This is a genomic window from Novosphingobium kunmingense (assembly GCF_002813245.1).
Taxonomy (GTDB): Bacteria; Pseudomonadota; Alphaproteobacteria; order Sphingomonadales; family Sphingomonadaceae; genus Novosphingobium; species Novosphingobium kunmingense.
The window spans coordinates 799,024-823,374 of sequence record NZ_PHUF01000002.1 but is presented as its reverse complement, the minus strand read 5'-3'; the positions used below and the strand labels follow the sequence as shown (position 1 = coordinate 823,374).

General features: G+C 66.4%; 20 protein-coding genes. 16 read left to right on the top strand and 4 right to left on the bottom strand.

Going from position 1 to position 24,351, the window contains the following annotated elements; translation table 11 throughout:
• Positions 1–50: 50 nt before the first annotated feature.
• The 16 genes from B0I00_RS03995 to B0I00_RS03920 all read left to right on the top strand — a co-directional run bounded on the left by B0I00_RS03995 (position 51) and on the right by B0I00_RS03920 (position 21,314).
• Complete coding sequence (locus tag B0I00_RS03995; protein ID WP_408635210.1) at positions 51–680, top strand: XrtA/PEP-CTERM system exopolysaccharide export protein; 630 nt, start codon at positions 51–53, stop codon at positions 678–680.
• 15 nt (positions 681–695) lie between these two features.
• Positions 696–2,213, top strand: coding sequence for an XrtA system polysaccharide chain length determinant (locus B0I00_RS03990; RefSeq protein ID WP_100866022.1), 1,518 nt, complete (start codon positions 696–698; stop codon positions 2,211–2,213).
• Between the two features lie 10 nt (positions 2,214–2,223).
• Complete coding sequence (locus B0I00_RS03985) at positions 2,224–3,300, top strand: AAA family ATPase (RefSeq protein ID WP_100866021.1); 1,077 nt, start codon at positions 2,224–2,226, stop codon at positions 3,298–3,300.
• The gene (locus B0I00_RS03980) at positions 3,297–5,006 is read left to right on the top strand and encodes a porin family protein (RefSeq protein WP_100866020.1); all 1,710 of its coding nucleotides are present in this window, start codon (positions 3,297–3,299) and stop codon (positions 5,004–5,006) included. Before B0I00_RS03985 ends, B0I00_RS03980 begins: the two co-directional genes overlap by 4 nt.
• Positions 5,007–5,022: 16 nt before the next feature.
• Positions 5,023–6,186 carry an XrtA/PEP-CTERM system-associated ATPase gene (locus B0I00_RS03975; protein ID WP_100866019.1) on the top strand — a complete coding sequence of 388 codons (1,164 nt, stop codon included), beginning with the start codon at positions 5,023–5,025 and terminating at the stop codon, positions 6,184–6,186.
• Between the two features lie 16 nt (positions 6,187–6,202).
• A complete protein-coding gene (locus tag B0I00_RS03970; RefSeq protein ID WP_100866018.1) occupies positions 6,203–7,081 on the top strand; it encodes an XrtA system polysaccharide deacetylase in 879 nt (292 codons plus the stop codon).
• Positions 7,078–8,154, top strand: coding sequence for a FemAB family XrtA/PEP-CTERM system-associated protein (locus tag B0I00_RS03965; RefSeq protein ID WP_100866017.1), 1,077 nt, complete (start codon positions 7,078–7,080; stop codon positions 8,152–8,154). Before B0I00_RS03970 ends, B0I00_RS03965 begins: the two co-directional genes overlap by 4 nt.
• Positions 8,151–9,389, top strand: coding sequence for a TIGR03087 family PEP-CTERM/XrtA system glycosyltransferase (locus B0I00_RS03960; RefSeq protein WP_100866016.1), 1,239 nt, complete (start codon positions 8,151–8,153; stop codon positions 9,387–9,389). The genes B0I00_RS03965 and B0I00_RS03960 overlap by 4 nt, the downstream gene beginning before the upstream one ends.
• A complete protein-coding gene (xrtA, locus tag B0I00_RS03955; RefSeq protein WP_100866015.1) occupies positions 9,379–10,935 on the top strand; it encodes an exosortase A in 1,557 nt (518 codons plus the stop codon). The genes B0I00_RS03960 and xrtA overlap by 11 nt, the downstream gene beginning before the upstream one ends.
• Positions 10,936–10,946: 11 nt before the next feature.
• The gene (locus B0I00_RS03950) at positions 10,947–12,845 is read left to right on the top strand and encodes an XrtA/PEP-CTERM system amidotransferase (protein ID WP_100866484.1); all 1,899 of its coding nucleotides are present in this window, start codon (positions 10,947–10,949) and stop codon (positions 12,843–12,845) included.
• A 118-nt stretch (positions 12,846–12,963) separates the two neighbouring features.
• On the top strand, positions 12,964–13,944 hold the full coding sequence (locus tag B0I00_RS03945) for an efflux RND transporter periplasmic adaptor subunit (protein ID WP_232730102.1): 981 nt from the start codon (positions 12,964–12,966) through the stop codon (positions 13,942–13,944).
• 6 nt (positions 13,945–13,950) lie between these two features.
• Positions 13,951–15,669, top strand: a complete 1,719-nt coding sequence (locus B0I00_RS03940) for an ATP-binding cassette domain-containing protein (protein WP_100866013.1) — start codon at positions 13,951–13,953, stop codon at positions 15,667–15,669.
• Entirely contained in the window at positions 15,666–16,799 is a 1,134-nt protein-coding gene (locus B0I00_RS03935) for an ABC transporter permease (protein ID WP_100866012.1), read from the top strand. The genes B0I00_RS03940 and B0I00_RS03935 overlap by 4 nt, the downstream gene beginning before the upstream one ends.
• On the top strand, positions 16,796–17,908 hold the full coding sequence (locus B0I00_RS03930) for an ABC transporter permease (protein WP_100866011.1): 1,113 nt from the start codon (positions 16,796–16,798) through the stop codon (positions 17,906–17,908). The genes B0I00_RS03935 and B0I00_RS03930 overlap by 4 nt, the downstream gene beginning before the upstream one ends.
• A gap of 135 nt (positions 17,909–18,043) precedes the next feature.
• Positions 18,044–19,015, top strand: coding sequence for a crotonase/enoyl-CoA hydratase family protein (locus tag B0I00_RS03925; RefSeq protein WP_232730101.1), 972 nt, complete (start codon positions 18,044–18,046; stop codon positions 19,013–19,015).
• Between the two features lie 148 nt (positions 19,016–19,163).
• Positions 19,164–21,314, top strand: coding sequence for a TonB-dependent receptor (locus tag B0I00_RS03920; RefSeq protein ID WP_100866009.1), 2,151 nt, complete (start codon positions 19,164–19,166; stop codon positions 21,312–21,314).
• 6 nt (positions 21,315–21,320) lie between these two features.
• Here the strand turns inward: B0I00_RS03920 and zapE are convergent, their stop codons facing one another.
• The 4 genes from zapE to B0I00_RS03900 all read right to left on the bottom strand — a co-directional run bounded on the left by zapE (position 21,321) and on the right by B0I00_RS03900 (position 24,315).
• Positions 21,321–22,430: a cell division protein ZapE gene (zapE, locus tag B0I00_RS03915; protein WP_100866008.1), complete on the bottom strand. Its 1,110-nt coding sequence runs from the start codon at positions 22,428–22,430 to the stop codon at positions 21,321–21,323.
• Positions 22,427–22,888 carry a PaaI family thioesterase gene (locus tag B0I00_RS03910; protein ID WP_232730100.1) on the bottom strand — a complete coding sequence of 154 codons (462 nt, stop codon included), beginning with the start codon at positions 22,886–22,888 and terminating at the stop codon, positions 22,427–22,429. The genes zapE and B0I00_RS03910 overlap by 4 nt, the downstream gene beginning before the upstream one ends.
• Positions 22,889–23,671 carry a succinate dehydrogenase iron-sulfur subunit gene (locus B0I00_RS03905; protein WP_100866007.1) on the bottom strand — a complete coding sequence of 261 codons (783 nt, stop codon included), beginning with the start codon at positions 23,669–23,671 and terminating at the stop codon, positions 22,889–22,891.
• A gap of 116 nt (positions 23,672–23,787) precedes the next feature.
• The gene (locus B0I00_RS03900; protein ID WP_100866006.1) at positions 23,788–24,315 is read right to left on the bottom strand and encodes a helix-turn-helix domain-containing protein; all 528 of its coding nucleotides are present in this window, start codon (positions 24,313–24,315) and stop codon (positions 23,788–23,790) included.
• Positions 24,316–24,351 lie beyond the last annotated feature (36 nt).

The window sequence follows — 24,351 nt, the reverse complement described above, 5'->3', positions numbered from 1 at the left end:
CCGCCTGGCGGCGCGGCGCGCGAAAGGATTGCCCGATGCCGTTGTCCCGAATGCCCAGTCTCCTTGCCGGGAGCGCCGCGGTGAGCCTTGCGCTTGGTGGCTGCGCGGGCGGGACGGACCGGCCGCAATTGCCGTCGGCTTCGTTCGTGGCGATGCAGGAAGGACCGGGCGAAGAATACGTTATCGGCCCGCTCGACGAACTGACGATCTTCGTCTGGCGCAACCCTGAGCTCGGCGCCAAGGTCCAGGTGCGGCCCGATGGCCGGATCACCACGCCGCTGATCACCGACATGCCGGCCGTGGGCAAGACCCCCAAGATGCTGGCCGACGACATCACCCTGCAATTGTCGCAGTACATCCAGGATCCGCTGGTCTCGGTGATGGTCAACAAGTTCGCTGGAACGTTCAGCCAGCAGATCCGCATCGTCGGGGCGACGGAAAAACCGGCCTCGCTGCCGTACCGCGCCAACATGACCGTGCTCGACGCGATGATCGCAGTCGGCGGCCTGTCGGAATACGCCTCGGGCAACCGCGCGCGGCTGATCCGCTTCGACAAGGCCAGCGCCACCCAGAAGGAGTTCGGGGTGCGCCTCGGCGACCTGCTCAAAAAGGGCGACAGCAGCGCCAACGTCATGCTGATGCCGGGCGACGTCATCATCATCCCCGAAAGCCTGTTCTAGGACGGCGGCGGGAGAATGAACTCGATCTTCGACGAAGTGCGGGCGGCTCTGTTCAGCGTTTGGCACCGGCGCTGGCTGGCGCTGGGCGTGGCCTGGGCGATCTGCATGGTCGGCTGGCTGGTCGTGGCGCTGATCCCCAACAACTACGAATCGCGGGCACGCATTTTCGTCCAGTTCGACGACGTCCTGGCCGACGTTACCGGGGTTCCATCCAACACCAAGCGCGACATCGACCGGGTCCGCCAGACGCTGACCAGCGCCATAAACCTCGAGAAAGTGGTCCGCGGCACGAGTCTGGGCGCCGATGTCGCCTCGCCAAAGGCGATGGAGAACACGGTCCTCGATCTTGCCAAGACGGTGAGGGTCGAAAGCCAGCAGGAAAGCCTGTTCGAGATCACGGCGCGTTATGGCAACGGATCGCATTCGGATGCTGAGAACGCCAAGCTGGCGCAGGACATCGTTCAGAAGATGATCGACATCTTCCGCGAGGAAAACCTGTCGGGTAACCGCGGGGAAATGACCCAGTCGCTGGACTTCATGAACCAGCAGCTTGCCATGCGGCAAAAGGAACTTGAGGCTGCCGAACAGCGCCGCCTGGTTTTCGAGGCGCAGAACCCCGATGTCGCCGCGGGCGGCATGTCCGCCCTTCAGAAGCTTGAGCAGAACCGCGCCGAATTGCGCGGAATAGATGCCGACCTTGCCGCCGCGCAAAGCGCGCTGGCGGCGATCAGCGGCCAGCTGGCCGGGACGCCTCGGACCCTGGCGGGATCGGCCGGTATGGGCGGCGCACGCGGCGCGCTGGCCCAGGCCCAGTCTGACCTCACCGCCATGCGCTCGCGCGGGCTGACCGACAATCACCCCGACGTCATCGCCGCGCGCAACCAGGTTGCCTCGCTGCGCCAGCAGGTCGCGGCCGAGGGCGGCAGCCCGGGCGTGCCGAACCCGGCCTATTCGTCGCTCGAATCGATCCGCGCCGATCGGCAGGCCACGGTCCAGGGGCTCAACGCCCGCCGCGCCGCCGTCCAAAGCGAGCTGTCGCGCGTAACCTCGCAGCAAATCACCAACCCGCAGGTTGCGGCGGAACAGCAGCGTATCAACCGCGACTACGATGTCCTCAAGCAGCAATACGACAAGCTGCTGCAGGACCGCGAAGAGCTGCGCCTGCGCGGGTCGGTCCAGACCGAACACAGCGCGATACGCTTTCAGGTGATCGACCCGCCGACCACGCCGCGCCAGCCGGTCTGGCCCAACCGGCCGCTGCTGCTGCTGGCAGTGCTGCTCGCCGGAACCGGCGGCGGAATTGCCGCCGCCTTTGCGGTCGGCCAGCTGCGCTCGACATTCGCGACCACGGCAGGGCTTGAACGGGCCTTCGATCTTCCTGTGCTGGGCGCGATCACCAACACCCTGACCGACGCAGGACGCGAACAGCGGCGCAAGCGCGCGCAACTGTTCTTCGCGGCCACCGCAGCGCTCGGCGGGCTGTTCGTACTGCTGCTGACGGCGGAATTCATCCAGCGCGGCGGCGTGGCCTAGGGGGATCGTCATGACCGAACAGACCAGGATCCCTGTACCCGGCAACGAGGCCGAATCGGCTGCGGCGGGGCCCGAAGCCGAGGGGGGCAGCCTGATCGAGCGGGTCGTGCGCAACTTCGACCTCGTGCAGCTGAGCTCGCCGCCGATTCCGGAAGACCTCATTCCGCCTGCAGCCAAGCGTCGCCGCTACACCCGCGCGGCAGAACCGGTCGAGGACGCGGTCGTCGCGCCGGTTGCAGCGCCGCCGTCGCCGTCCGAGCCGCGCCCCGAGTTGGTCGAGGCGGAAGTCGTGTCGCCGGCCACTACAGCGCAATCGCAGCTGCCCTCGAGAATCGATCCAGTGCGCTTCGCGGGCCAAACGCGGCCTGTCAGCCGACAGCACCTGCGCGACCAGGGCCTGATCGTGCCCGAAGGCGTGGTGACCGAGCTCCTCGAGGAGTTCCGCATCGTCAAGCGCCAGCTTCTGATGCAGGCCGGCCAACTGGCGCAGCGCGGCATGGGTGCCGAAGCGCAGCGCGTGCTGGTCTGCTCGCCCCATTCGGGCGAAGGCAAGACCTACACCTCGCTCAACCTCGCGCTGGCGATCGCCGCCGAGAAGGAAACCGAGGTGCTGCTGGTCGATGCCGACTTCGCCAAGCCGTCGATCCTCTCCGCGCTCGGTCTGCCTGGCGGTCCGGGGCTGATGGATGCGCTGGCCGATCCCACGCTCGATGTCGCCGACTGCGTGATCGGTACCGATATTCCCGGCCTGTGGGTGCTCCCGGCCGGCGATGCCACCACGTCGGATTCGGAACACCTGTCGTCCTCGCGCACCCGCCAGGTGCTCGACCGGCTAACCCAGGGCGCGCCCAACCGCTTCGTGATCTTCGATTCGCCCCCGGCGCTTGCCGCATCGCCGGCTGCCGAACTGGCCAGGTACGTCGGCCAGGCCGTGCTCGTCGCGCGGGCCGACCGGACCGGGCAGGGCGCGCTGGAAGACGCGATCGGCCTCTTGTCGGCCTGCCCGAACATCCAGCTTCTGCTTAACGCGGTTCATTTCAGCCCGAGTGGTCGCCGGTTCGGCTCGTACTACGGCTATGGCGGATGAAACCGGCGCTCGCCTTGTACCGGTTACTGACCGCAGCGCTTCTTGCGCTGGGTGTGCCATGTGCGCTCCACGCCCAGGGACTGCCTGACGATGCCTCTGACAGCGACGAAGCTTCGATTGTCGAAACGCCGGTGACGGGCGGTGGCGGGGCCAAGCGCGCGCCGCACGTAACGGTCGCGCCCTATATCGAGGCGAGCCAGGTCCTGCTGACCCAGCTTTCCCCGGGCAGCGATACCTTGACCTACACGAGCCTCGCCGCCGGGCTGGATGCGGTCGCGTCCACGCGCCGGGCGCAAGGGGCGCTGTCGCTGCGTTACGAACGGCGCATCGGCTGGGAGGCCGGATCGGTCGATTCCGATACGCTGTCAGGTATCGCCCGCGCGCAGGTCAGCGTTGTTCCACGACTGCTGACGATCGAGGCCGGGGCCATGGCCGCGCGCACCGGATTCGATAGCAACGGCTCGACCGCCAGCGGGGTCGAACTCGGCAACAGCACGAACATCTATTCGGTTTTTGCCGGACCGAGCATCGCAACCCAGCGCGGCGACGTCGCGATCGAGGGGCACTACCGCTACGGCTACACCAAGGTGAGCACGCCCGATGCGCGCATCGCCCTTGGCGGAACCGACCCGGTCGACCTGTTCGATTCGTCCTCGAACCACAACGCAAAGTTCCACGTCGGGACCCGGGCAGGGCAGACCCTGCCCGTCGGGCTGGGCGCGGGCATCGGCTTCAATCGCGAAGATGTCTCGAACCTCGACCAGCGCATCGAGGACTTCCACGCCCGCGGCGACCTTGCCGTGCCGGTGAGCGACGACCTGCAGTTGCTGGGCGGGTTGGGCTGGGAAAAGGTCGAAGTGTCGAGCCGTGACGCCTTGCGCGATCAGGCTACCGGGCTGCCGGTCATCGGCAGCGATGGCCGCTATGTAACCGACCGGTCCGTACCGCGCCAGATCGCTTTCGAAAGCGAGGGACTGATCTGGGACGCCGGCGTCATGTGGCGCCCCAGCCGTCGCACCGCGGTCGAGGCGCACGTCGGCTGGCGCTATGGCTCGCGCACCTATTACGGCAGCGCCGCCTATGCGCCCAACGCGCGCACGGCGGTCAATGTCAGTGTCTATGACAGTCTTTCCGGTCTTGGCGCAGCGATCAACCGCGCACTGGTCGCACTTCCGACCGAATTCGAAGCGGTGCGAAATCCGCTGACCGGCGAACTTCTCGGCTGCGTGACGCCCCAAGGGCCGCTCAAGTCCAGCGACGCGACGTGTCTCAACGGCGCCTTTTACAGCCTTCGCTCGTCCGTGTTCCGCGGGCGCGGCGTAACGGCCAGCGTTAATTTCAGGACCGGACGGCTGGGCTACGGACTTGGCGCGGGATACGACCGGCGCCGGTTCATCGCCGTGCCGGGCACGATCATCGGCGCGACCAACCTGACTATCGACGAGACGTGGTGGGTCGCCGCCTATCTCAAGGGTCGGATCGACCAGCAGTCGTCCTTTGGCGCCTCGCTGTGGGCGAACTGGTTCGAAAGCGGATCGGCCTTGACTGGCAACAGCAGCGCCCTTGGCGCAAACGGATCCTACAACCGTCTCATCACCGACCGGCTGGTCGCCACGGCGGCGCTCGGCATCACCGGGGTCAACCGCGACGACGCGGTGGATGCCTGGACCGCCCAGGCCCTCGCCGGCCTGCGTTACGAATTCTGAGCCTGGAGTACCGGCAATGTTCAGCGATTTTTACGGGCTTAGCGGACGAGCTTTCCAGCTCACTCCCGATCCCGCGTTCTATTTCGAGAGCCTGACCCATCGCAAGGCGCTGTCATACCTGTCCTACGGCCTTGCCCAGGGCGAGGGCTTCGTCGTGATCACCGGCGAGGTCGGCGCGGGCAAGTCGACCCTGGTCGCCCACCTCATGGCTACCGTCGACCCGGCCCGCCTCACCGCGGCGCAGATCGTTACCAGCAAGCTCGATGGCGGGGAACTGGTCCACGTAGTCGCCCAGGCCTTCGGACTGATCGTCGACGGACACGACAAGGCGAGCGCGCTCGGCGCGATCGAGGCCTTCCTGCACGACGAGGCGCGCGCCGGACGGCGCTGCCTGCTGGTGGTCGACGAGAGCCAGAATCTCGAGCTGAGCGCGCTCGAGGAGCTGCGGATGCTGTCGAACTTCCAGCTTGGCGCCCATCCGCTGCTGCAGACGCTGCTGCTGGGGCAACCCGAGTTCCGCGAAACGATCCAGGTGCATCCGCAGCTCGAGCAGCTGCGTCAGCGCGTCATCGCCGCGCATCACCTCGACGCGATGGAGCGCGGCGAGGTCCAGCCCTATATCGAACACCGCCTCAAAAAGGTCGGGTGGCAAGGCAATCCATCGTTCGACCCGGCAATCTTTGCCGAGATCTACGAAGCCTCGGGCGGTGTGCCGCGCCGGATCAACCAGGTCTGCAACCGGCTGATGCTGCTCGGCGCGGTCGAGCAGCGCGAGCGGATCGACGGCGATATGCTGTCGCGCGTGCTGGATGAACTCGACGAGGACGGCACCATGCAACTCGCCAAGCCCGAACGCATGGTCGAGGAGGCAGCGGCGGCGGCGGCGTTGGCTCCGGTTTCCGGTCTGTCGGTCGAACAGGTCGAAGGCCTGCTGGCCGAGCGCGACGCCCAGATCGCTGAACTGCAGCAGGCGGTGATCGAACTTGCCAACGAACGCGAACGAGCGGAGCCCGAGGCTGCGGTCGCGGCGTCTTCTAGGGAAGCCATGGCTGACCTCGAGGCGAAGTTCGCCGCGCTCGAAGCGCGCGTGCTCGAACAGGAGCGGACCATCCGCCATACGCTCGCCATGCTCATCGAATGGGTCGAGGCCGACGAGGCCAGCCGCTCCGCAGCGGCCTGATCGTAGGCACCACACCATGACCGCCTCCTTCTCCCGTCCGGTCAACGGCCTTTCTGTCGACGTCGAGGACTGGTTCCAGGTCGGGGCGTTCGAAGGCGTGATCGACCGCGACCAGTGGGATGCGATCGCATCGCGGGTCGATCGCAACTGCAACGCGATTCTCGACCTGTTCGGGCGGGCTGGGGTCAAGGCCACCTTCTTCACGCTCGGTTGGGTGGCGCAGCGCCATGGCCCGCTGATGCAGCGCATCGTTGCCGAGGGGCATGAGCTAGCTAGTCACGGCTGGGACCACGCCCGCGTCTTCCGCCTGGACCCGGCCGCTTTTGCGGCCGATGTGGAGCGCAGCCGAAAGACACTCGAGGACACTGCCGGCGTCGCGATCACCGGCTATCGCGCGCCCAGCTTCTCTATCGACCAGCGCACTCCATGGGCCTACCGTGTCCTCGCCGAGCAAGGCTTTGCCTACAGCTCGAGCGTCGCCCCGATCCGGCACGATCACTATGGCTGGCGCGAGGCGCCGCGCTTTGCCTTCCGGCCGCTTGCCGGGTCCGACCTTGTCGAGGTTCCGGTGACGACGGCGCAGTTCGCCGGGCGGCGGCTTGCGGCAGGGGGCGGGGGCTTCTTCAGGGTCCTGCCTTACGCTTTCTCGCGCTGGGCGATTTGCCAGGTCAATGTGCGCGATGGGCGCCCGGCGGTGTTCTATTTCCATCCGTGGGAGATCGATCCCGAGCAGCCGCGCGTGGCCCATGCGCCGCTGCGCTCGCGGCTGCGTCACTATACCAACCTGTCGGTGATGGAGGGCAAGCTTGAGCAGTTGATCGCCGAATTCGCCTGGGGCCGGATGGACGCGCTCGCTGCGCGCGAGGCTTTGCTGGCACAGGACCTGGCTGCGTGAACGCTCCGTTCCGCCCCCAGACGGCGACGGTTCGCCCGGTCGATCTCGGCCTGTCGCTCGAACAGGCGCGGATCGAAGGCTTCGTCGCGGTCCAGCCCGATGGCACCGCCTTTCATCGTCCGGCCTGGCTTGGCGCCGTTGCCCGCGGCACCGGCAACCGTGCCCTGGCGCTGATCGCGGAACGCGATGACGAACTGTGCGGCTACCTGCCGCTCATCGACGTGCGCTCGCCGCTGTTCGGCCGTGCGCTGGTGTCGAGCGGCTTTGCCATCGGCGGCGGGATTCTGGCCAGCGATCGCGCCGTGGCCGATACCATCCTGGCTGCGGCCGAGGCATTCGCTCTTGCACAGGGCGCGACGTCGCTGGAACTGCGTGGCGGCGTTCTTCCGGCGGCGCGGGCCGGCTGGTCCGTGCGCGGCGACGCGCACAGCGGTTTTGTTCGCGGGCTGGCCGACGACGACGAGGCGCAGCTGGCCGCAATCCCGCGCAAGCAGCGAGCCGAGGTCCGCAAGGGTTTGACAGAAGACTTGGTCGTGACGGTCGGACGGGACTGGGCTGATCGTCGTGCGCACTACGCGGTTTACGCCGAAAGCGTGCGCAACCTAGGCACGCCGGTGTTCCCCCGGCGCCTGTTTGCCGAAGTGCTCGACGCCTTTGGCGGGGATGCCGATGTGCTGACGGTTTGGCATCGCACCACGCCGATAGCCTCGGTCCTCTCGCTGTACCACCAGGGCGCAGTCATGCCCTACTGGGGCGGGGGGACGCCCGCCGCCCGCAGCCTGCGCGCCAACGACCGGATGTATTACGAACTGATGCTCCACGCCCGCCGCCGCGGCTGCGACCGGTTCGACTTCGGCCGTTCCAAGACCGGCAGCGGTGCTCACGCCTTCAAGCGCAACTGGGGGTTCGAAGCCGAACCGCTGCGCTATGCAACCTGGACGGCGCCCGGCACCAGGGGCCGCAACATCGATCCGACCAGCGACAGCCACAACGCCAGCATCGCTTTGTGGAAGCGGATGCCGCTGGGCATCGCCAATCTCGTCGGGCCTTGGATCGCGCGGGGTCTGGGATGAGCGGCGAAATCCTTTTCCTGTCGCACCGGATGCCGTTTCCGCCCGATCGCGGGGACAAGATTCGTTCGCACCACGTGCTGCGGCGGCTGGCACGGCAGGGACCAGTCCATGTCGCGACTTTCGCCGACGACGAGCGTGACATCAGCGAAGAAGTCGAACTGGCCGCGATCGCGCGCAGTTACCGGCTGGTCCGCCGGGTCAAACCACTGATCGTGGCGGGGCTGCAATCGCTTTTGAAGCGGCAACCGGTCTCCCTGCCTGCCTTTCACAGCGCCGAACTGACCGACTATGTCATCCAGGTGCTCGCCGAACGGCCTATTTCAGCGATCTACGCCTTTTCGGGCCAGATGGGACAATACATTCCCGACAGCTTTGAAGGCCGGGTCATATACGATTTTGTCGACGTCGATTCGGCCAAGTTCGAAGCCTACGCAGACAAGGCGCGGGGGGTGGAACGCTGGCTCTACGCGCGCGAAGGACGCTTGCTGCGCCTTGAGGAACGGCGTCTTGCGCGCCGCTCCGACGTCAGCCTGCTCGTCTCGTTCGAGGAAGCGGCCCTGTTCCGTGGGCGTCTTGCCGAGGGCGAGCGAGAAGCCTGCGACGTTCGCACCCTGCGCAACGGCATAGACAGCCGCCATTTCGATCCGGCGCAGATCGAGCCCGCTGCCGAGCTTGCCGCCAAGCCCGGCCCGCGCCTGCTGTTTTCGGGCCAGATGGACTACGCGCCGAACGTCGAGGCGGCATTGCGCGCTGTCGATCGGTTGCTTCCGCTTGTGCGTGCACGGCTGCCGCAGGCAACACTGCACATCGTCGGTCGAAATCCGGTCGAGGAACTGCTTGCCCAGCACGGCAAGGACGGAGTTTACGTATGGGGCGCGGTCGACGACATGCGCAGCTACATTGCCGCCGCCGACGTCGCCCTGATCCCGCTCGATATCGCCCGCGGAGTACAGAACAAGGTGCTGGAAGCCATGGCCATGGCGCTCCCGGTGGTCCTGACTTCAGAGGCGGCCACGGGGATCGGCGCGCAGGATGGGCGCCACCTGCTCATTGCTGACACCGACGAGGGCCTTGCCGATCACGTCATTTCCCTGGCGCAGGATCCGGCTCGGGCCAGCGCCGTAGGGCACGAGGCGCGCCGCTTCGTCGTCGATACGCTCAGCTGGCAGGCGACGCTGGCCCCGCTGGTCGATCTGCTGGCCGATTGCGCTCCGGGGTCGCGCGATGCCGCCTGACCTGGCGCTGGGGCGGCGACCGGGCCTCGGCGCCCGGCTCAGCCCCGCCTGGCGCGGAACGCTGGTCCGCATCGCACTGGCCTGGCTGGCCTTGATCGGCGTGTTCGCGCCGGACTGGGCGCGCATCGCCGACCAGTGGTGGAACAGCTCGACCTACAATCACATGGTCCTGGTCCCGCCACTGGTCGCCTGGCTGGCCTGGCAGCGGCGTGAACAGGTGATGGCCTTCGCTCCGGCTACGTGGCTTCCCGGACTGGTCGCGTTTGGCGCGCTGTTGTTCGTCTGGGCACTTGGCGCGTTGTCGGGCTTCGATCTGCTGCGTCAGGCCGCCGTGGTCGGGCTCCTGCCGGCGAGCCTGCTCAGCCTGGCCGGGCCGCGCGTGTTTGCAGCGCTCATGTTTCCGCTCGCCTATATGGTCTTCATGGTTCCGTTCGGCGACGAGCTGGTCCCCGTGCTCCAGATGATCACGGCAAAGCTCACCGTCGCGCTGGTCAACTTGAGCGCCATCCCCGCCGCCATAGATGGCGTCTACATCGACACGCCAGCCGGCCTGTTCGAAGTCGCCGAGGCCTGTTCGGGCGTCAAGTTCCTAATCGCCATGGTCGCGCTCGGTGTTTTCGTCGCGCATGTCGGCTTTAGCAGCTGGCGCCGTCGCGCTGCCTTCATGGTATTGTGCATCGTGGCGCCTATCGTCGGGAACGGACTGCGCGCCTTCGCCACGATCTTCATGGCCCAGTACGTCGGCGCGGAACGCGCAGCCGGGATCGACCATCTGATCTACGGGTGGGTCTTCTTCGCGACCATCATCGCGCTGGTGATCGGCCTGGCCTGGCGGCACTTCGACCGGGCCGTGGACGACCCGATGGTCGATGTCGAGGCGGTAGAGCGATCACCGCTCATTTCTCGTCTTGCGCGCGCATCAGCCTCTGCGGCCAGCGGCACGATCGGCCTCGTGCTGCTCGTGGCGGTTGCGATCGGCTGGGTCGCGCTTGCCGACGGGCGCTCTGCGACGCTGCCCGCAAGGATCGCACTACTCGAAGTGCCGGGCTGGCAGCGTGTCGACTATGCACCGGCCTACCCTTGGGAGCCGCGCGCCGCAGGCGCCGAACACCGGCTGCTCGGCCGCTACGCCGACGCTCACGGGCACCGGGTCGACGTGTTCTACGCGCTTTATTCGGTTCAGCGAGAGGGGCAGGAGGCGGGCGGCTTCGGTGAGGGCGCCTTGCGTGCCGAAAGCGGCTGGTCGTGGCTCGGCGCTGGCCCGGCGCAGGACCAGGCCCGCGCCGACCGCCTCCGCGCCGACAACGGCACCGAGCGACTGGCCCTGACCTTCTATCGCACCGGAGACCTTCTGAGCGGCAACAACCTTGCGCTCAAGCTCGCGGTGCTGCGCGACCGGGCGCTGCTGCGCCGGCGTCCCACAGCGCTCCTGATTCTGTCCAGCGAGGCGGGGGAGCAAGGCAGCCCCGCGACTGGTCTTGCCGAGTTCCAGCGAGCAGCGGGTGCGGTCGGGCCATGGATGGACCGCATCGCCTCCGCCCGCTAGGAGCCGGCCTCATGTGCGCGATTGCCGGCATCTTCCACTTGCCAACGCCCAAGCCCGTCGAGCCGCAGAGGGTCGAGCGGATGTGCGCGTCCATGGCGCATCGTGGTCCGGATGGGGCCGGGGTGTGGACAGGGCCAGGCGTGGGTCTTGGCCATCGCCGCCTGTCGATCATCGACCTGGCCGGATCGTCGCAGCCGATGGCATCGAGCGATCGGCGGGCGATGCTTGTCTTCAATGGCGAGATCTACAATTTCCGCGAGCTTCGCGCCGAATTGCGGGCCGCGGGTGCGCAGTTTCACACCGAGGGCGATAGCGAAGTCATCCTTGCCGCCTGGCAACGCTGGGGACCGGCTTGCGTCGAGCGGCTGCACGGCATGTTCGCCTTCGCGATCTACGATCTGGCCGAGCGCACACTGTTTTTGGCGCGCGACCGGCTGGGCGTTAAACCGTTGTTTTATGCCGTGCTCAGCGACGGGAGCCTGGCTTTCGCTTCCGAATTGAAGGGGCTTCTGGCGCATCCGTTGCTACGGCGCGAGGTCGACCCGCTGGCGATCGACGATTACCTCGCCTGGGGCTACGTGCCCGATCACCGCTCGATCCTGGCTGGGGTGGCCAAGCTGCCCGCAGGTCATTCGCTGCTGCTGCGGCATGGGCAACCTCTCCCCGCGCCGCGGCAGTGGTGGGACGTCAGCTTTGCCGAGCGCCGCAGCGGATCTGCTGCGGACCTCGAAGCGGAACTGCTGCATTTGATGCGCCAGGCCGTCGCCTCGCGAATGGTCGCCGACGTGCCGCTGGGCGCATTTCTATCGGGCGGGGTAGACTCCTCCAGTGTCGTCGCCCTGATGAGCGAAGCCGGCAGGGACCCGGTGAAGACCTGCTCGATCGGGTTCGACGTCGCCGCGCTCGACGAAACATCCTACGCCGACCGGATCGCCCGGCAGTTTGGGACCGAACACCGCACCCGCATTGTCTCTCCCGACGATTTCGGCGCAGTCGATACTCTCGCAGCGATGTTCGACGAACCTTTCGCCGATGCCTCGGCACTGCCGACCTGGCGGGTCTGCCAGCTCGCCCGAGAGGCAGTGACCGTGGCCCTGTCGGGCGACGGCGCCGATGAAGCGCTGGCCGGTTATCGCCGCCATGTATTCCAGCATGGCGAGGACCGCCTGCGCCGGCTGCTGCCGCACGGCTTGCGCCGATCGATCTTCGGCACCCTGGGCGCCGTATATCCCAAGGCGGATTGGGCGCCCCGGCCACTGCGCGCCAAGGCGACTTTCCAGGCGCTCGCCCTGTCGAGCGAGGAGGGTTACGCCCGCTCCATCGGCATCGTGCCCCCCGAACTGCGCGCCACGCTGTATAGCCCGGAATACCTGGCGCGCCGCGGGGATTATCGGGCCGAACAGGTGCTGGTCGATCTTATGGCCGGTGCTCCGGCCAGGTCGGGACTCGACAAGGCGCAGTATGCCGACCTCAAGTTCTGGCTGCCGGGCGACATCCTTACCAAGGTCGATCGCACCAGCATGGCGGTCGGCCTCGAGACGCGCGAGCCGCTGCTCGATCACCGCCTGATCGAATTCGCCGCCAGCCTGCCCGAAAACCTGCGCGTGCGCCGTGCCGAGGGCAAATGGCTTATGAAGCGGGCGATGCGCCGCTATCTCTCCGACGATATCCTGTTCCGCCCCAAGCAGGGCTTCGTTACCCCGATTGCGCAGTGGTTCCGTGGTCCCCTGGCCGAGACGGCGCGCTCGGTCGGGTCCTCGTCCGCATTGGCCCGGAGCGGATGGTTCGACAGCCATCGCATTGCGCGGCTGGCCGACGATCATGTTTCGGGGCGATCCGACCACGGACGGCTGCTTTGGCAACTTGTCATGCTCGACAAATCCCTGAAGATATTGGGGCTTTCGGTTTGAGTTTTTCTTGACGGAACTTGCCGTTTGACTAGCTATTAGCTCCAACGCCTTCGGGCGTCGGGGGGGAATAATGGGTTCGCCGGAAGTTTCATCGCCGAAAAACAGGCGCTTGCGTTTCATGGCTGCGCTGCTGGTCGTGGCTGCCATGCTGTATTTCGCGGGCAGGGCCTTTGGCCTGTGGGGTGCGGACCAGGACGGGCCGCTCCGGCTCTACGGCAACGTCGAGATACGCGAAGTACAGCTCGGTTTTCGTGTCCCCGGCCGGATCGACAAGCTGCTGGTCGACGAGGGCGACCGCGTGATTCGCGGCCAGGTTCTTGCTCAGCTCGATACGCGCCCCTTGCAGGACCGGCTTGCCGGGGCCGACGCCCGCGCCATGGCGGCTTCGGCTACGGCGGCGCGCGATGCCAACGGCGCCCGGCCGCAGGAACTGGGTGAGGCGCGCGCAGAAGTCGCCGCCGCCGAGGCCGCCCTGGCCGAAGCCCGGCGGCAGTACGACAGGCGCCTGGCGCTTATCGAAAAGGGCTTCATCAGCAAGGCCGACGTGCAGACCGCCGAAGCCGCGCTGCGCAGCGCCCAGGCCCGCGTCGCCCAGGCGAGCGCCGCGCTATCATTGGTCGCCGCCGGAACGCGGATCGAGGACCAGGCCGCCAGCCAGGCGACCCGCGAAGCCGTTCTGGCCGAACGCCGTGCGGCGCAGACCGATCTTGACGATACGGTGATCCGCGCGCCCGAGCCGGGCCAGGTGCTGACCCGCGCGCGCGAGGCGGGGGCCATCGTCACCGCCGGACAGACCGTGCTGACTCTCGCGCTGACCCAACCTGTGCGGGTGCGCGCCTATGTCGCCGAACCGGACCTCCACCGCGTCAAGCCGGGGATGCCGGTCAAGGTGCGGACCGACGGGACCAGCAGGGAATGGGCGGCGCGCGTCGGCTTCGTGTCCCCGGTCGCGGAGTTCACGCCCAAGACCGTCCAGACCGAGCAGTTGCGCACCGATCTGGTCTACCGCGTTCGCCTGATCGTCGAGGATCCGGGCGGCGACTTGCGGCAGGGCGCGCCGGTTACGGTCGTCATTCCCGACGCGCCGGTTCGGAACTGACGCCGCATGGCGGAGGAACCGCTCCTCCGGCTGGTCGACGTAGCCAAGCGTTTCAAGGGCGCACGGCGCGGCGCGCCGCCAGTTCAGGCGCTCGACGGGATCAGCCTGACCTTGGACCCAGGCCGTTCGCTGGGCCTCGTCGGTCCCGACGCCGGCGGCAAGACCACGTTGATGCGCATCCTCGCGGGGCTGGTCGAAGCCGATCGCGGTTCGGTCGAGGTGATGGGGCGCCCCGTCGCCGAACTCGACCGCAACCAGGTCGGCTACATGCCGCAGGGCGGTGCGCTTTATGGCGAGCTTACCGTGCGGCAAAATCTCGAGCTTTACGCCCGGTTGCGCGGCGTGGAGCCCGAAGACAACCCGGACCGGATGGCCACACTGTACCGAGCGACCGGGCTTGCGGACTTCAGGGATCGGCCTGCCAACCGCCTGTCTGGCGGTATGCGTCAGAAGTTGGCGCTGGCCTGCGCCGTGGTCGCGGCGCCGCCGCTGATGCTGCTCGACGAACCATCGGTAGGCGTCGATCCGGTCTCCCGGCGCGAGATCTGGGACCTCGCGCAGGAGCTTGCCGGGCCCCATAGCGCGATCGTGTGGACGACCAGCATCCTTGACGACGCCAGCCGCTGCGACGACCTTATCCTGTTGCACCAGGGACGCATTCTTTACGAAGGCGCGCCTTCGGGCCTGGCCAAGGTCGCTGCCGACCGAACGTTTGCGGCACCTTTGCCGTCCGAAGGCCGCCGCGAAGCCCTGCAGGACCTGCTCGAACGGGCCGAAGTGGTCAGCGCGTCCATGTCGGGGCGGTCGCTGCGCGCGATCTGTCGCTCGGCCTCTCCGCCGCCAGGGCGGACCTGGCTCCCCGCTGAGCCGAATGCAGAAGACGGGTTTTCGGCACTGCTCGACGATGGCCGCCCGCTCCCGCCGAGCGTGCTCGCAGAAGCCTTTCCGCCGCGCACCGCCGATCGCGACCGACCAGCGATTGCCGCGTTGCAACTGACCAAGCGCTATGGTGCATTTACGGCGGCGCAGGACATCACCTTCACCGTCTTCCCGGGCGAGATTTTCGGCCTGCTCGGCCCGAACGGCGCGGGCAAGTCGACCACTTTCCGAATGCTCTGCGGCCTCGTCACGCCATCGGGCGGGCTGGGCACCGTGGCCGGCCGCGAATTGACCCGCGCTGCCGTCGGCGCACGCGCGGCGCTGGGCTACATGCCGCAGAAGTTCTCGCTCTATGGCGACTTGTCGGTCATCGCCAACCTGCGGTTCGTTGCCGGAACTTACGGCTTGAAGGGCGCAGGGGCCCGCGCCGCAGTGGACCGGGTGGTCGCCGCGCTCGATCTTGAACCTTTCACCGCCCACATGGCAGGCCTTCTGCCGCTTGGCATCAAGCAGCGCCTGGCGCTGGGTGCGGCGGTGCTGCATACACCGCCGGTGCTGTTTCTCGACGAACCGACATCGGGCGTCGATCCGCTTGTCCGGCGCGAGTTCTGGCATCACATCAATGCAATTGCCGCGCGGGGGACCGCCGTGCTCGTCACCACCCATTTCATGGACGAGGCGGAAAACTGCGACCGCCTGTTGCTGATCAACCGATCCCAGGCCATTGCCAGCGGAACTCCGGATGACTTGAAGCGCGCGGTGCTCGGCAATCCTGACCCGACGCTCGAACAGGCCTTCGTCACCCTGATCGAGGCGCAGGCGCGTTCAGAAAGCGCGGCGGCGTGATCGCGCGCGATCCGTTCGCCCGCCGCCGCGCCGCCGCGATCCGTGCCAAGGAATGGGCGCAGGTCTGGCTCGATCCCTCGACCTTCGGGCTCGTCGTGCTGATGCCGCTGATCCTGATGATCCTGTTCGGCAACGCGGTCAGCCTCGACGTACGGCATTCGCGGCTCGGCGTGGTCGACCGCGACCACAGCCAGGCGTCTCGCGAGTTGGTCGGTATTCTGCGGAACAACGAGAGCTTCGCTGTTGTCGAAGGCCCGTCGCTTGGCGCACTTGAGCGAGGCCTGGTCGATGGCACCCTGCGCGGGGTCGCGGTCATCCCTGAAGGCTTCGGCGAATCTCTGCTGCGCGAACAGACGCAGGACCTGCAATTGATCACGGACGGGGCACAGGTCAACACGGCCACCTTCCTGACCGGACACTTGCGCGACGCGGTCCGCGCCTGGGTCGCAGCACGGGCTGGGGAAGGGGGTGTCGCCGCGCCAGCGGTACTCGAAGTGGTCGCCCGCTACACCTACAACCCCGGTCTGCAGAGCCGGTTCATGCTGGTGCCGGGCGCAATCGGCATCGTCATGGCCATGATCGGCAGTCTTCTGACGGCACTGATCATGGCCCGCGAGTACGAGCGCGGCACGATGGAAGGGCTGCTGTCGACGCCGATCGCCATTCCCTCGCTCGTCCTGTCGAAGCTGCTGCCGTATTACGTGCTGGGTCTCGCCTCGACTGGAATCTGCGTGGCCGTCGCGGTACTGGGCTACGGCTTGCCGTTCCGCGGATCGCTTCTGGCGTTGTTCCTGATCGCCTCGGCTTTCCTCGCCGCAGTCCTCGGACAGGGTCTGCTGATCTCGGCGGGGACGAAGAACCAGTTCGTATCGACTCAGTTCGCGCTGCTGTCGGGATTCCTGCCCTCGTTGCTGTTGTCGGGCTTCCTGTTCGAAATCGATTCGATGCCGCGGGCGATCCAGTGGCTGACCTATATCGTTCCGGCGCGTTACCTCATTCCGCCGCTGCAAAGCGTCTTCCTGGTCGGCGACGTCTGGTCGCTGTTCCTGCCGAACATCGTAGTCCTGCTCGGTTTCGGAGCCTTCTTCTTCCTGCGCGTCACGCGCGCGATCAAGCGGACCATCGCATGACCGGGGCGCTGACCCGCATCGCGGCGATGGCGCTGAAGGAACTGCGCGTCGTCCTGCTCGACCGGCGCGTCCTGACGACGCTGGTAGCCTCGCCGATCATCCAGCTCATCCTGTTCGGCTTTGCGACGACGCTCGAAGTGCGCAACATCGATATCGGCGTGGTCAACCGCGACGCCGGGATTGCCTCGGAACGGCTTCTCTCTGCGACGGCCGCCGTGCGCAATGTGCGCGCAGTCACCGCCTATCCCAACGAACGGGCGCTCGCCGTCGCGATCGAGCGGCGTGAGGTCATTGCCGGCCTGATCATTCCGGCCGATCTGTCGGCGCGGATTGCGCGCGGCGAGCCGGGACAGGTAGGGCTGCTGCTCGATGGGCGACGGGTCAACGCGGCGCAGATCGTAGCGGGCTATCTTGGCGAGGTCGCACTGCAGACCGGAACGCAACTGCGCCCCGAGGCTGCCGTTGCCACGCCGCAGATCGCCGCGCGGCACTGGTTCAACCCCAACCTCGAGTATCGCTGGTTCACCCTGCCGGGCATGATCACGCTCATCACGACGGTCATCGTGCTGTCGGTTTCGGTTCAGGCGATCGCCCGGGAGCGCGAGGCGGGCACCTGGGATCAGCTCATGGCCATGCCGATCCGTTCGTGGGAAATCCTTGCCGGCAAATGCGCGCCGGCGCTGTCCGTGGGTCTGTTCAACGGCGCGCTCTATGTCCTCATGATCCCGCTCGTGTCGGACGTGCCGTTCAACGGATCGCTGGGAATGATGCTGCTTGCTGTCGCTTGCTTCAGCCTCTCCGTCACGGCGATCGGCCTGTGCGTCTCGAGTCTGGCGCAGAACCAGCAGCAGGCATTTCTGGGCGGTTTTCTGGTCATCGTGCCGATGATGCTGCTTTCGGGCTATGCCAGCCCGGTCGATTCCATGGCCTCTTGGCTGCAGCCCGTCGCCCTGATCGATCCGCTCAGCCATATGCTGATCATCTGTCACGGCCTGTTCCTGAAGGCCATGCCGGCGGACCTCGTCGTGCGGCAAATGCTGCCGATGCTGGCCGTCGCAGTGATGGCCTTCGGGCTGGCTAACCTGTTGCTTAAATGGCGCAGCGAGTGATCCGAAATGAAACTGGTAGAATCTGTCAGTATGACTTTTCCTTTGCCAAGAGACTCATAACGCGCATACCTTCGAAAACGACGGGGTGATGGGGGCATCACCCGAAGAATACTTAGGTCGCGAAAAGAGGGGCATATGGATCGACTTGCGGGCGGTCTTGATGGACGCGAAGAAATGGCCGAAACTTCATCGGCCCCGGCAATCGCGTTCAGTCAGACGGCGGAAGATTTGCTCGTTCAGTCGCAGGCCCGGCTGCAGGTGCCCGACGCCCTGTTCCGGCTCGACCAGCTCGACGTGCTCTACGATGACGACGCACAGGCGCTGTGGACCTACATGCGGCCGGTCGGCCGGCCCAGTTTCACCCCGCAGATGCTTGGCGATTTCGTCACCTGGCAGGATCTGATCGGCAGCCACTTCGGCCCAGGCCGCGCGCCGCTGCGCTATCTGGTCCTGGGCAGCCGCGCGCCCGGCGTGTTCTGCTTTGGCGGGGATCTCGAGCTGTTCGCCACGCTCATCCGCGAAGGCAACCGCGACGGTCTTGCCGCTTACGGTTATCGCTGCGTCGAAATTCTCAGCCGCAACCTCCACTCGCTCGACCTTCCGATCCTGACCATCGGCCTTGTCCAGGGCCAGGCGCTCGGCGGCGGGTTCGAGGCGCTGCTCTCGTTCGACTATATCGTCGCCGAACGCGGCGCCACGTTCGGCCTTCCCGAGGTCAAGTTCGGCTTGTTCCCCGGCATGGGGGCCCACGCCTTCCTGACAAGGAAACTTGGCTCGGCGCTGGCGGATCGCGTCATCATGGACGATCAGACCTTCACCGCCGAGGAACTTTACGAGCGTGGCATCGTCCATGTGCTGGCCGAGCCGGGGCAGGGGGAGGCGGCAGTCCGCGCCTTCATGGCCAAGGCCGAGAGGCGCCACGCGGGGCTAGTCGGAGCCCGGCGGGCCAGCAAGCGGTCCGAAAACGTTACGCTTCACGAACTGCGCGACATCGTCGACTACTGGGCCGATTCGGCCATCAAGCTGCGCGAGCAGGACCTCAAGCTGATGCAGCGGCTTGCAGCCGCACAGGTCAGGATCAGGCCGCAGGTCTCCGCCGCCGCGTGACGCGGGCAGGCGCCTTCCGTTTCATCATCCAGTCCGTTGAAGCGTTGGTATGGCGCGGGGAGTCGTTCGGTCCCTGGCAAAGTAATGTTGTATCATCGCCGGTCTCGCGATAGGGAGCGCCAACTCCCGATCACAGCCAGGCCCTGCGATGATTTCCCCCAAGCGACTTCTGCCCCTCGTCATTTCTGCCTCTGCGCTTTGCTTCGCAGGCCCGGTTATTGCGCAGGAAGTGCAAACGCCGCCTGAGGGCGGATCCGGACAGGTCGATCACAACTCTCCGAACGATAGCTATCACTCCCGCCCCGAAGAGATCGTCGTCACCGCGCCGCTGCGCACCGCGCGGATCGACAGCCTGTCCGGCGTTGCGGTCCTAAGTGCGCAGGATCTGACCGCCTCGCTTCGTCCGTCGATCGGCGATACGCTGGCGGATGTCCCGGGAGTCAGTTCGACCTCCTTCGGACCGACCGCCTCGCGTCCGGTGTTGCGCGGACTGCAGGGTGAGCGCGTACGCGTTCTGACCAACGGCATCGGATCGATCGACGTATCCAACACCTCCGCCGATCACGCGCCGGTGGTCAATCCGCTGCTCGCCGAACGGATCGAGGTGCTGCGCGGCCCGCAATCGCTGGTCTACGGCTCATCGGCGATCGGCGGCGTGGTCAACGTCGTCGACAGCCGCATCCCGAACGCCATTCCGGACGAGCCCCTGCATCTCTCGGCGCTTGCGGGCTACGCCACCGCGGCCAAGGAACGCAACGCCTCGCTTGCAGCGAACCTGCGCCTTGGCGGCGGCTTCGTGGCGCACGTCGATGGCAGTTACCTGAAGGCTGACGACATGCGCATCGGCGGTTATGCCCTCACGCCCGCGTTGCGCGCGCAGGCGCTGCAATCGAGCCTGTTGCCCCCCGAGGATGGATCTGACATCGATTTCGTCCGCAATGCCAACCTGCGCGGCGTGCTGCCCAACACTGCCGCGCGCACCTGGAGCGCAGCGGCAGGGTTCGCCTACATCAATGACGGCGGCTCGCTGGGACTGGCCTACAGCCATTTTGATAGCCTCTATGGCGTTCCGGTGCGTCTCGCCACCCTGTCCGGCCAAGGTGAGGAGTCGCCGCGCCTGCAGCAGAAGCAGGACCGGATCGATGCTCGCGCCGAGGTGCGTCCCTATGCGGGCCCGTTCGAACAGATCGCCTTTCGCTTCGGATATGCCGATTACACCCATGCCGAACTGGAGCCTGACGGGGCGATCGGCACGACTTTTTACAACAAGGGCATGGAGGGCCGGCTCGAACTGCGTCAGGCCAAGTCGGGGGGGTGGAGCGGGATCAGCGGCCTGCAGTTCGTCCGCCGAGCTTTCGACGTAGAGGGCGATGAGGCGTTCCTGCCGCGCAACGACACCGGGCAATTCGGCCTGTTCACGATGCAGAGCATCGACACCGGGCCATTGCGGTTGGAGACCGGGGGGCGCTGGGAGCATTCGGTCCTGACCGCCACACCGCGCAGCGACCAGCCACAGTTCCTGTCCGGCAAGCGCACCTTCGATGCCTTATCGGGCGCGTTGGGCGCATCCTACGAATTGGCACCGGAATGGCGTCTCGGCGTCAACCTGTCGCGGACCGAACGCGCCCCTGCGGCGGAGGAACTGTTCGCCAACGGGCCTCATGCTGGCACCTCGGCATTCGAGATAGGGGATCCCGATCTGCGCAAGGAGCGCGCCTGGAGCCTCGAAGGCATCCTGCGCGGCAAGGGGGCTGGCTACAGCTTTGAATTGAGCGCCTACCACAGTTGGTTCGGCAACTTCATCTTCGAGCGTGCGACGGGCACGATCGAGGACGGTCTGCCGGTCTTTCAGATCGGCCAGGCCGATGCCCGGCTCTATGGCTTCGAAGCCGAAGGCACGGTGACGCTCGCCAGGTTCGGTCCGTGGACGGTCGAAGCGGATGCTCTGGCGGACTATGTCCACGCGACCATCGCGGGGGAAGGGCCGGCGCCGCGGATCCCGCCGCTGCGGGTAAAGGGTGGACTGGAACTGTCGTCCTCGCACCTCAACCTGCGTGGCGAAATCGAGCGAGTCACCGCGCAGAGCCGCACTGCCGCCTTCGAAACGGTGACGCCGGGCTATACGATGGTCAACGCAGAGATCGGGTGGCGGCCGTGGGGCCGTGATCGGCCGCTCAGCCTGGTGCTGAGCGCCAACAACCTGTTCGACGTCGACGCGCGCCGCCACGCTTCCTTCGCCAAGGACTATGCGCCTCTGGCAGGACGCGACATTCGCCTGACGGCACGGCTCGACCTGTAGGGGCGATCAGGTCTCGCCGTGACCGGCGGCGAGGTACTCCTCGCTCTGCATCTCGTTGAGGCGGCTGATGGTGCGGTCGAACTCGAAGCGGCCATCGCCTTTTTCGTAGAGGTCTTCCGGTTCGGCGGCGGCCGTCGCGAAGAGCTTGACCTTGTTCTCGTAAAGCGCGTCGATCAGGGTGACGAAGCGGGCCGCCTCGTTGCGGTTTTCCGGTCCCATTCGCGGAATGCCGACCAGGATCACGGTATGGTAGGTCTGTGCGACGGCCAGGTAATCGGCCGCGCCCCGCGCTTCGCCGCAAAGCTTCCTGAAGCTGAACACCGCCACGCCCTTGAGGCTTTTGGGCACATGCAGGAAGCGGCCACCGCCAAGGTCGAGATCGGCGGAGGGCACGTGCGCGCTGTCTTCGGGCGGGTAATCGGTCAGTCGGAAAAAGGCCTCGCGCACCTGCGCGGTTGCGGCATCGCCCAGCGGCGTGTGCCAGGTGTCGATTCCCGCCAGACGCTCGAGGCGGTAATCGACCGGTCCGTTGAGCGGGAGCACGTCGAGGTCGCGCTGGATCAGCGCGATGAACGGCAGGAAATGCTCGCGGTTGAGACCGTCCTTGTAGAGTTCCCCCGGCGCGCGGTTCGAAGTGGTGACCACAACAACGCCTTCATCGCGGATCAGCGCGGTGAACAGCCGGCTCATGATCATGGCGTCGGCCGAATTGTTGACGACCATTTCGTCGAACGCGAGGCAGCGCACGTTTGCGGCGATCTCGGCGGCGACCTTGGGGATGGGATCGCCGGGATCCTTCGCGCGCCAGATGCGCATGGCCTGGTGGATGCCCAGCATGAAGGCGTGAAAATGGGTGCGGCGCTTCTCAGCGATGGCAAGGTTGTGGTGGAACAGGTCCATCAGCATGGATTTGCCGCGTCCGACCCCGCCCCACAGGTACAGTCCGCGCGGCACCGTCGCCTTGCGGCCCAGCAGGCGTGAGACGATGCCGGACGGGGCAGGGCGTTCCAGCTCGGCCTGAAGGTGCGTCAGGCGTTCGGCGGCGGCGCGCTGTTCGGGATCGGGGCGCAGTTCACCGGCTGCCACCAGCGCCTCGTACGCGGCAAGGACCTTCATCGCGGGCTGGTTGGCTTGCGGATTGTTCCGGAAAAAGCAGCGACGAGTTGGCCTTCGCCCTGTTCGACCACACCGCGCAGGAAGACCAGCCGCCGCGTCTCCTTGAGGAGCTCGGTCACCGCGTCACAGGGTTCGCCGGGTTTGCCAGCGCCGATGAACTGGACCGATAGATCCAGCGTCACCGCGGTCCCGGCCTCGATAATGCCCAACATTCGCGAACAGGCGAACAGGCCGATATCGATCAGCGAAAGGACAGTGCCGCCGTGGATGTTGTCGGCCAGGTTGGTGTGGCGGTGTTCCGGAAACATCCGCAGCCGCGCTTTGCCGTCCGGATCGGCGCGGACCAGCAGCCTGGGAAACATCCAGCTGTTGAAGCGCGTCGGATCATTGAGCTGCCAGGTGTGCCATCCCGGATTGTCGGGATCCGGCTCGCTCCGAAAACCGCGGTCGTCGCTCACCTAGACGTGCCGCTCGGCCTGCATTTTCTTGATTTCGGCGATCGCGCGCGCCGGGCTGAGTCCCTTGGGGCAGACGTTGGCGCAGTTCATGATCGTGTGGCAGCGATAGAGCCGGAAGGGATCTTCCAGCTCGTCGAGCCGTTCGCCGGTCATCTCGTCGCGGCTGTCTGCCAGCCAGCGATAGGCCTGGAGCAGGATCGCCGGACCCAGGAACTTGTCGCTGTTCCACCAATAGCTCGGGCAGGCGGTGCTGCAGCAGGCGCACAGGATGCACTCGTAAAGCCCGTCGAGCTTCTCGCGCTGTTCGGGGCGTTGCAGCCGCTCCTTGCCCGACGGCGTCGTGCTGACGGTCTGCAGCCAGGGCCGGATCGAGGCGTACTGGGCGTAGAAGTGCGTGAAGTCGGGCACCAGATCCTTGATCACGTCCATGTGCGGCAGCGGTGTGATCCGCACCTCGCCGGGCAGATCCTCGATCGCGGTGGTGCAGGCCAGACCGTTGCGGCCGTTCATGTTCATTGCGCAGGAACCGCAGATCCCCTCGCGGCACGAGCGCCGGAAGGTCAGCGTCGGATCCTGTTCCGACTTCATCTTGATCAGCGCGTCGAGCACCATCGGCCCGCAGGCGTCGAGATCGATGTCGAAGGTGTCGTAGCGCGGGTTTTCACCCGAATCGGGATCATAGCGATAGACCTTGAACTTCTTGACGCGGACATGGGTCGCAGCGGAATTGTGGCGCCCCGTGCCGGTGATCTTGCTGTTCGCGGGAAGTGTAAAGGTCGCCATGCTGGTCCCTGTCGCTCTGCGGTCGTGCCCGTCTTGCCGCTCTCTCTAGCGATTCATTGCCGGGGGGCAAGCGCGACGAGGGAGAAAATTATGCCGCTTTCGGGCGATCGAGGGCTTCATGAACCGAGCAGGGCGCGCAGTCCCTGGACGATGTCGATCGCCAACGCGACCGCGGCGAGCAGCAGGAACAAGCCGGCACACAGGAGGGTGAAACGAATCCAGCGCCCGGACGGTCCGTCCAGGGCGCTGGAGAGATCCGTGAAGACCCCGGAGAAGGTGTGCGACCCGACGGAGTTTTGCGCCTGCGACAACGCGGTAGAAACTTCGGGACCTTCCGGCGCCGATTGCTGCCCGTCGTCGGCATCGGCCATAAGGTGGATTGAGTTACCTGTAACCGGATTACTGGGCGGAACAGTAAGGACAACGGTGCTCATCCGGCGGTAGAGCCGCGCGATGTGACTGCGGGGCAGGCCGCCAAGCCGTTGGCGAATAACTTCTATCCGCTGATTGACCGCAGATTCCGAAATGCGAAGGCGACGCGCGATCTCCTTGCTGGTCATGCCTTCGGCGACCAGCGACAGCACTTCCTTCTGCTTGTCGGTTAATCCGTCGAGCGTGGCGGTCTGTTCGAAGATATCGTCCATCGCGGCTGGCCTAGGGGAGGGGCCAGGTGGGGGCAA

Coding starts and splice junctions, on each gene's coding strand:
- B0I00_RS03995 (WP_408635210.1), top strand. CDS start 51: ATGCCCAGTCTCCTTGCCGGGAGCGCCGCGGTGAGCCTTGCGCTTGGT.
- B0I00_RS03990 (WP_100866022.1), top strand. CDS start 696: ATGAACTCGATCTTCGACGAAGTGCGGGCGGCTCTGTTCAGCGTTTGG.
- B0I00_RS03985 (WP_100866021.1), top strand. CDS start 2,224: ATGACCGAACAGACCAGGATCCCTGTACCCGGCAACGAGGCCGAATCG.
- B0I00_RS03980 (WP_100866020.1), top strand. CDS start 3,297: ATGAAACCGGCGCTCGCCTTGTACCGGTTACTGACCGCAGCGCTTCTT.
- B0I00_RS03975 (WP_100866019.1), top strand. CDS start 5,023: ATGTTCAGCGATTTTTACGGGCTTAGCGGACGAGCTTTCCAGCTCACT.
- B0I00_RS03970 (WP_100866018.1), top strand. CDS start 6,203: ATGACCGCCTCCTTCTCCCGTCCGGTCAACGGCCTTTCTGTCGACGTC.
- B0I00_RS03960 (WP_100866016.1), top strand. CDS start 8,151: ATGAGCGGCGAAATCCTTTTCCTGTCGCACCGGATGCCGTTTCCGCCC.
- xrtA (WP_100866015.1), top strand. CDS start 9,379: ATGCCGCCTGACCTGGCGCTGGGGCGGCGACCGGGCCTCGGCGCCCGG.
- B0I00_RS03950 (WP_100866484.1), top strand. CDS start 10,947: ATGTGCGCGATTGCCGGCATCTTCCACTTGCCAACGCCCAAGCCCGTC.
- B0I00_RS03945 (WP_232730102.1), top strand. CDS start 12,964: ATGGCTGCGCTGCTGGTCGTGGCTGCCATGCTGTATTTCGCGGGCAGG.
- B0I00_RS03940 (WP_100866013.1), top strand. CDS start 13,951: ATGGCGGAGGAACCGCTCCTCCGGCTGGTCGACGTAGCCAAGCGTTTC.
- B0I00_RS03930 (WP_100866011.1), top strand. CDS start 16,796: ATGACCGGGGCGCTGACCCGCATCGCGGCGATGGCGCTGAAGGAACTG.
- B0I00_RS03925 (WP_232730101.1), top strand. CDS start 18,044: ATGGATCGACTTGCGGGCGGTCTTGATGGACGCGAAGAAATGGCCGAA.
- B0I00_RS03920 (WP_100866009.1), top strand. CDS start 19,164: ATGATTTCCCCCAAGCGACTTCTGCCCCTCGTCATTTCTGCCTCTGCG.
- zapE (WP_100866008.1), bottom strand. CDS start 22,430: ATGAAGGTCCTTGCCGCGTACGAGGCGCTGGTGGCAGCCGGTGAACTG.
- B0I00_RS03905 (WP_100866007.1), bottom strand. CDS start 23,671: ATGGCGACCTTTACACTTCCCGCGAACAGCAAGATCACCGGCACGGGG.
- B0I00_RS03900 (WP_100866006.1), bottom strand. CDS start 24,315: ATGGACGATATCTTCGAACAGACCGCCACGCTCGACGGATTAACCGAC.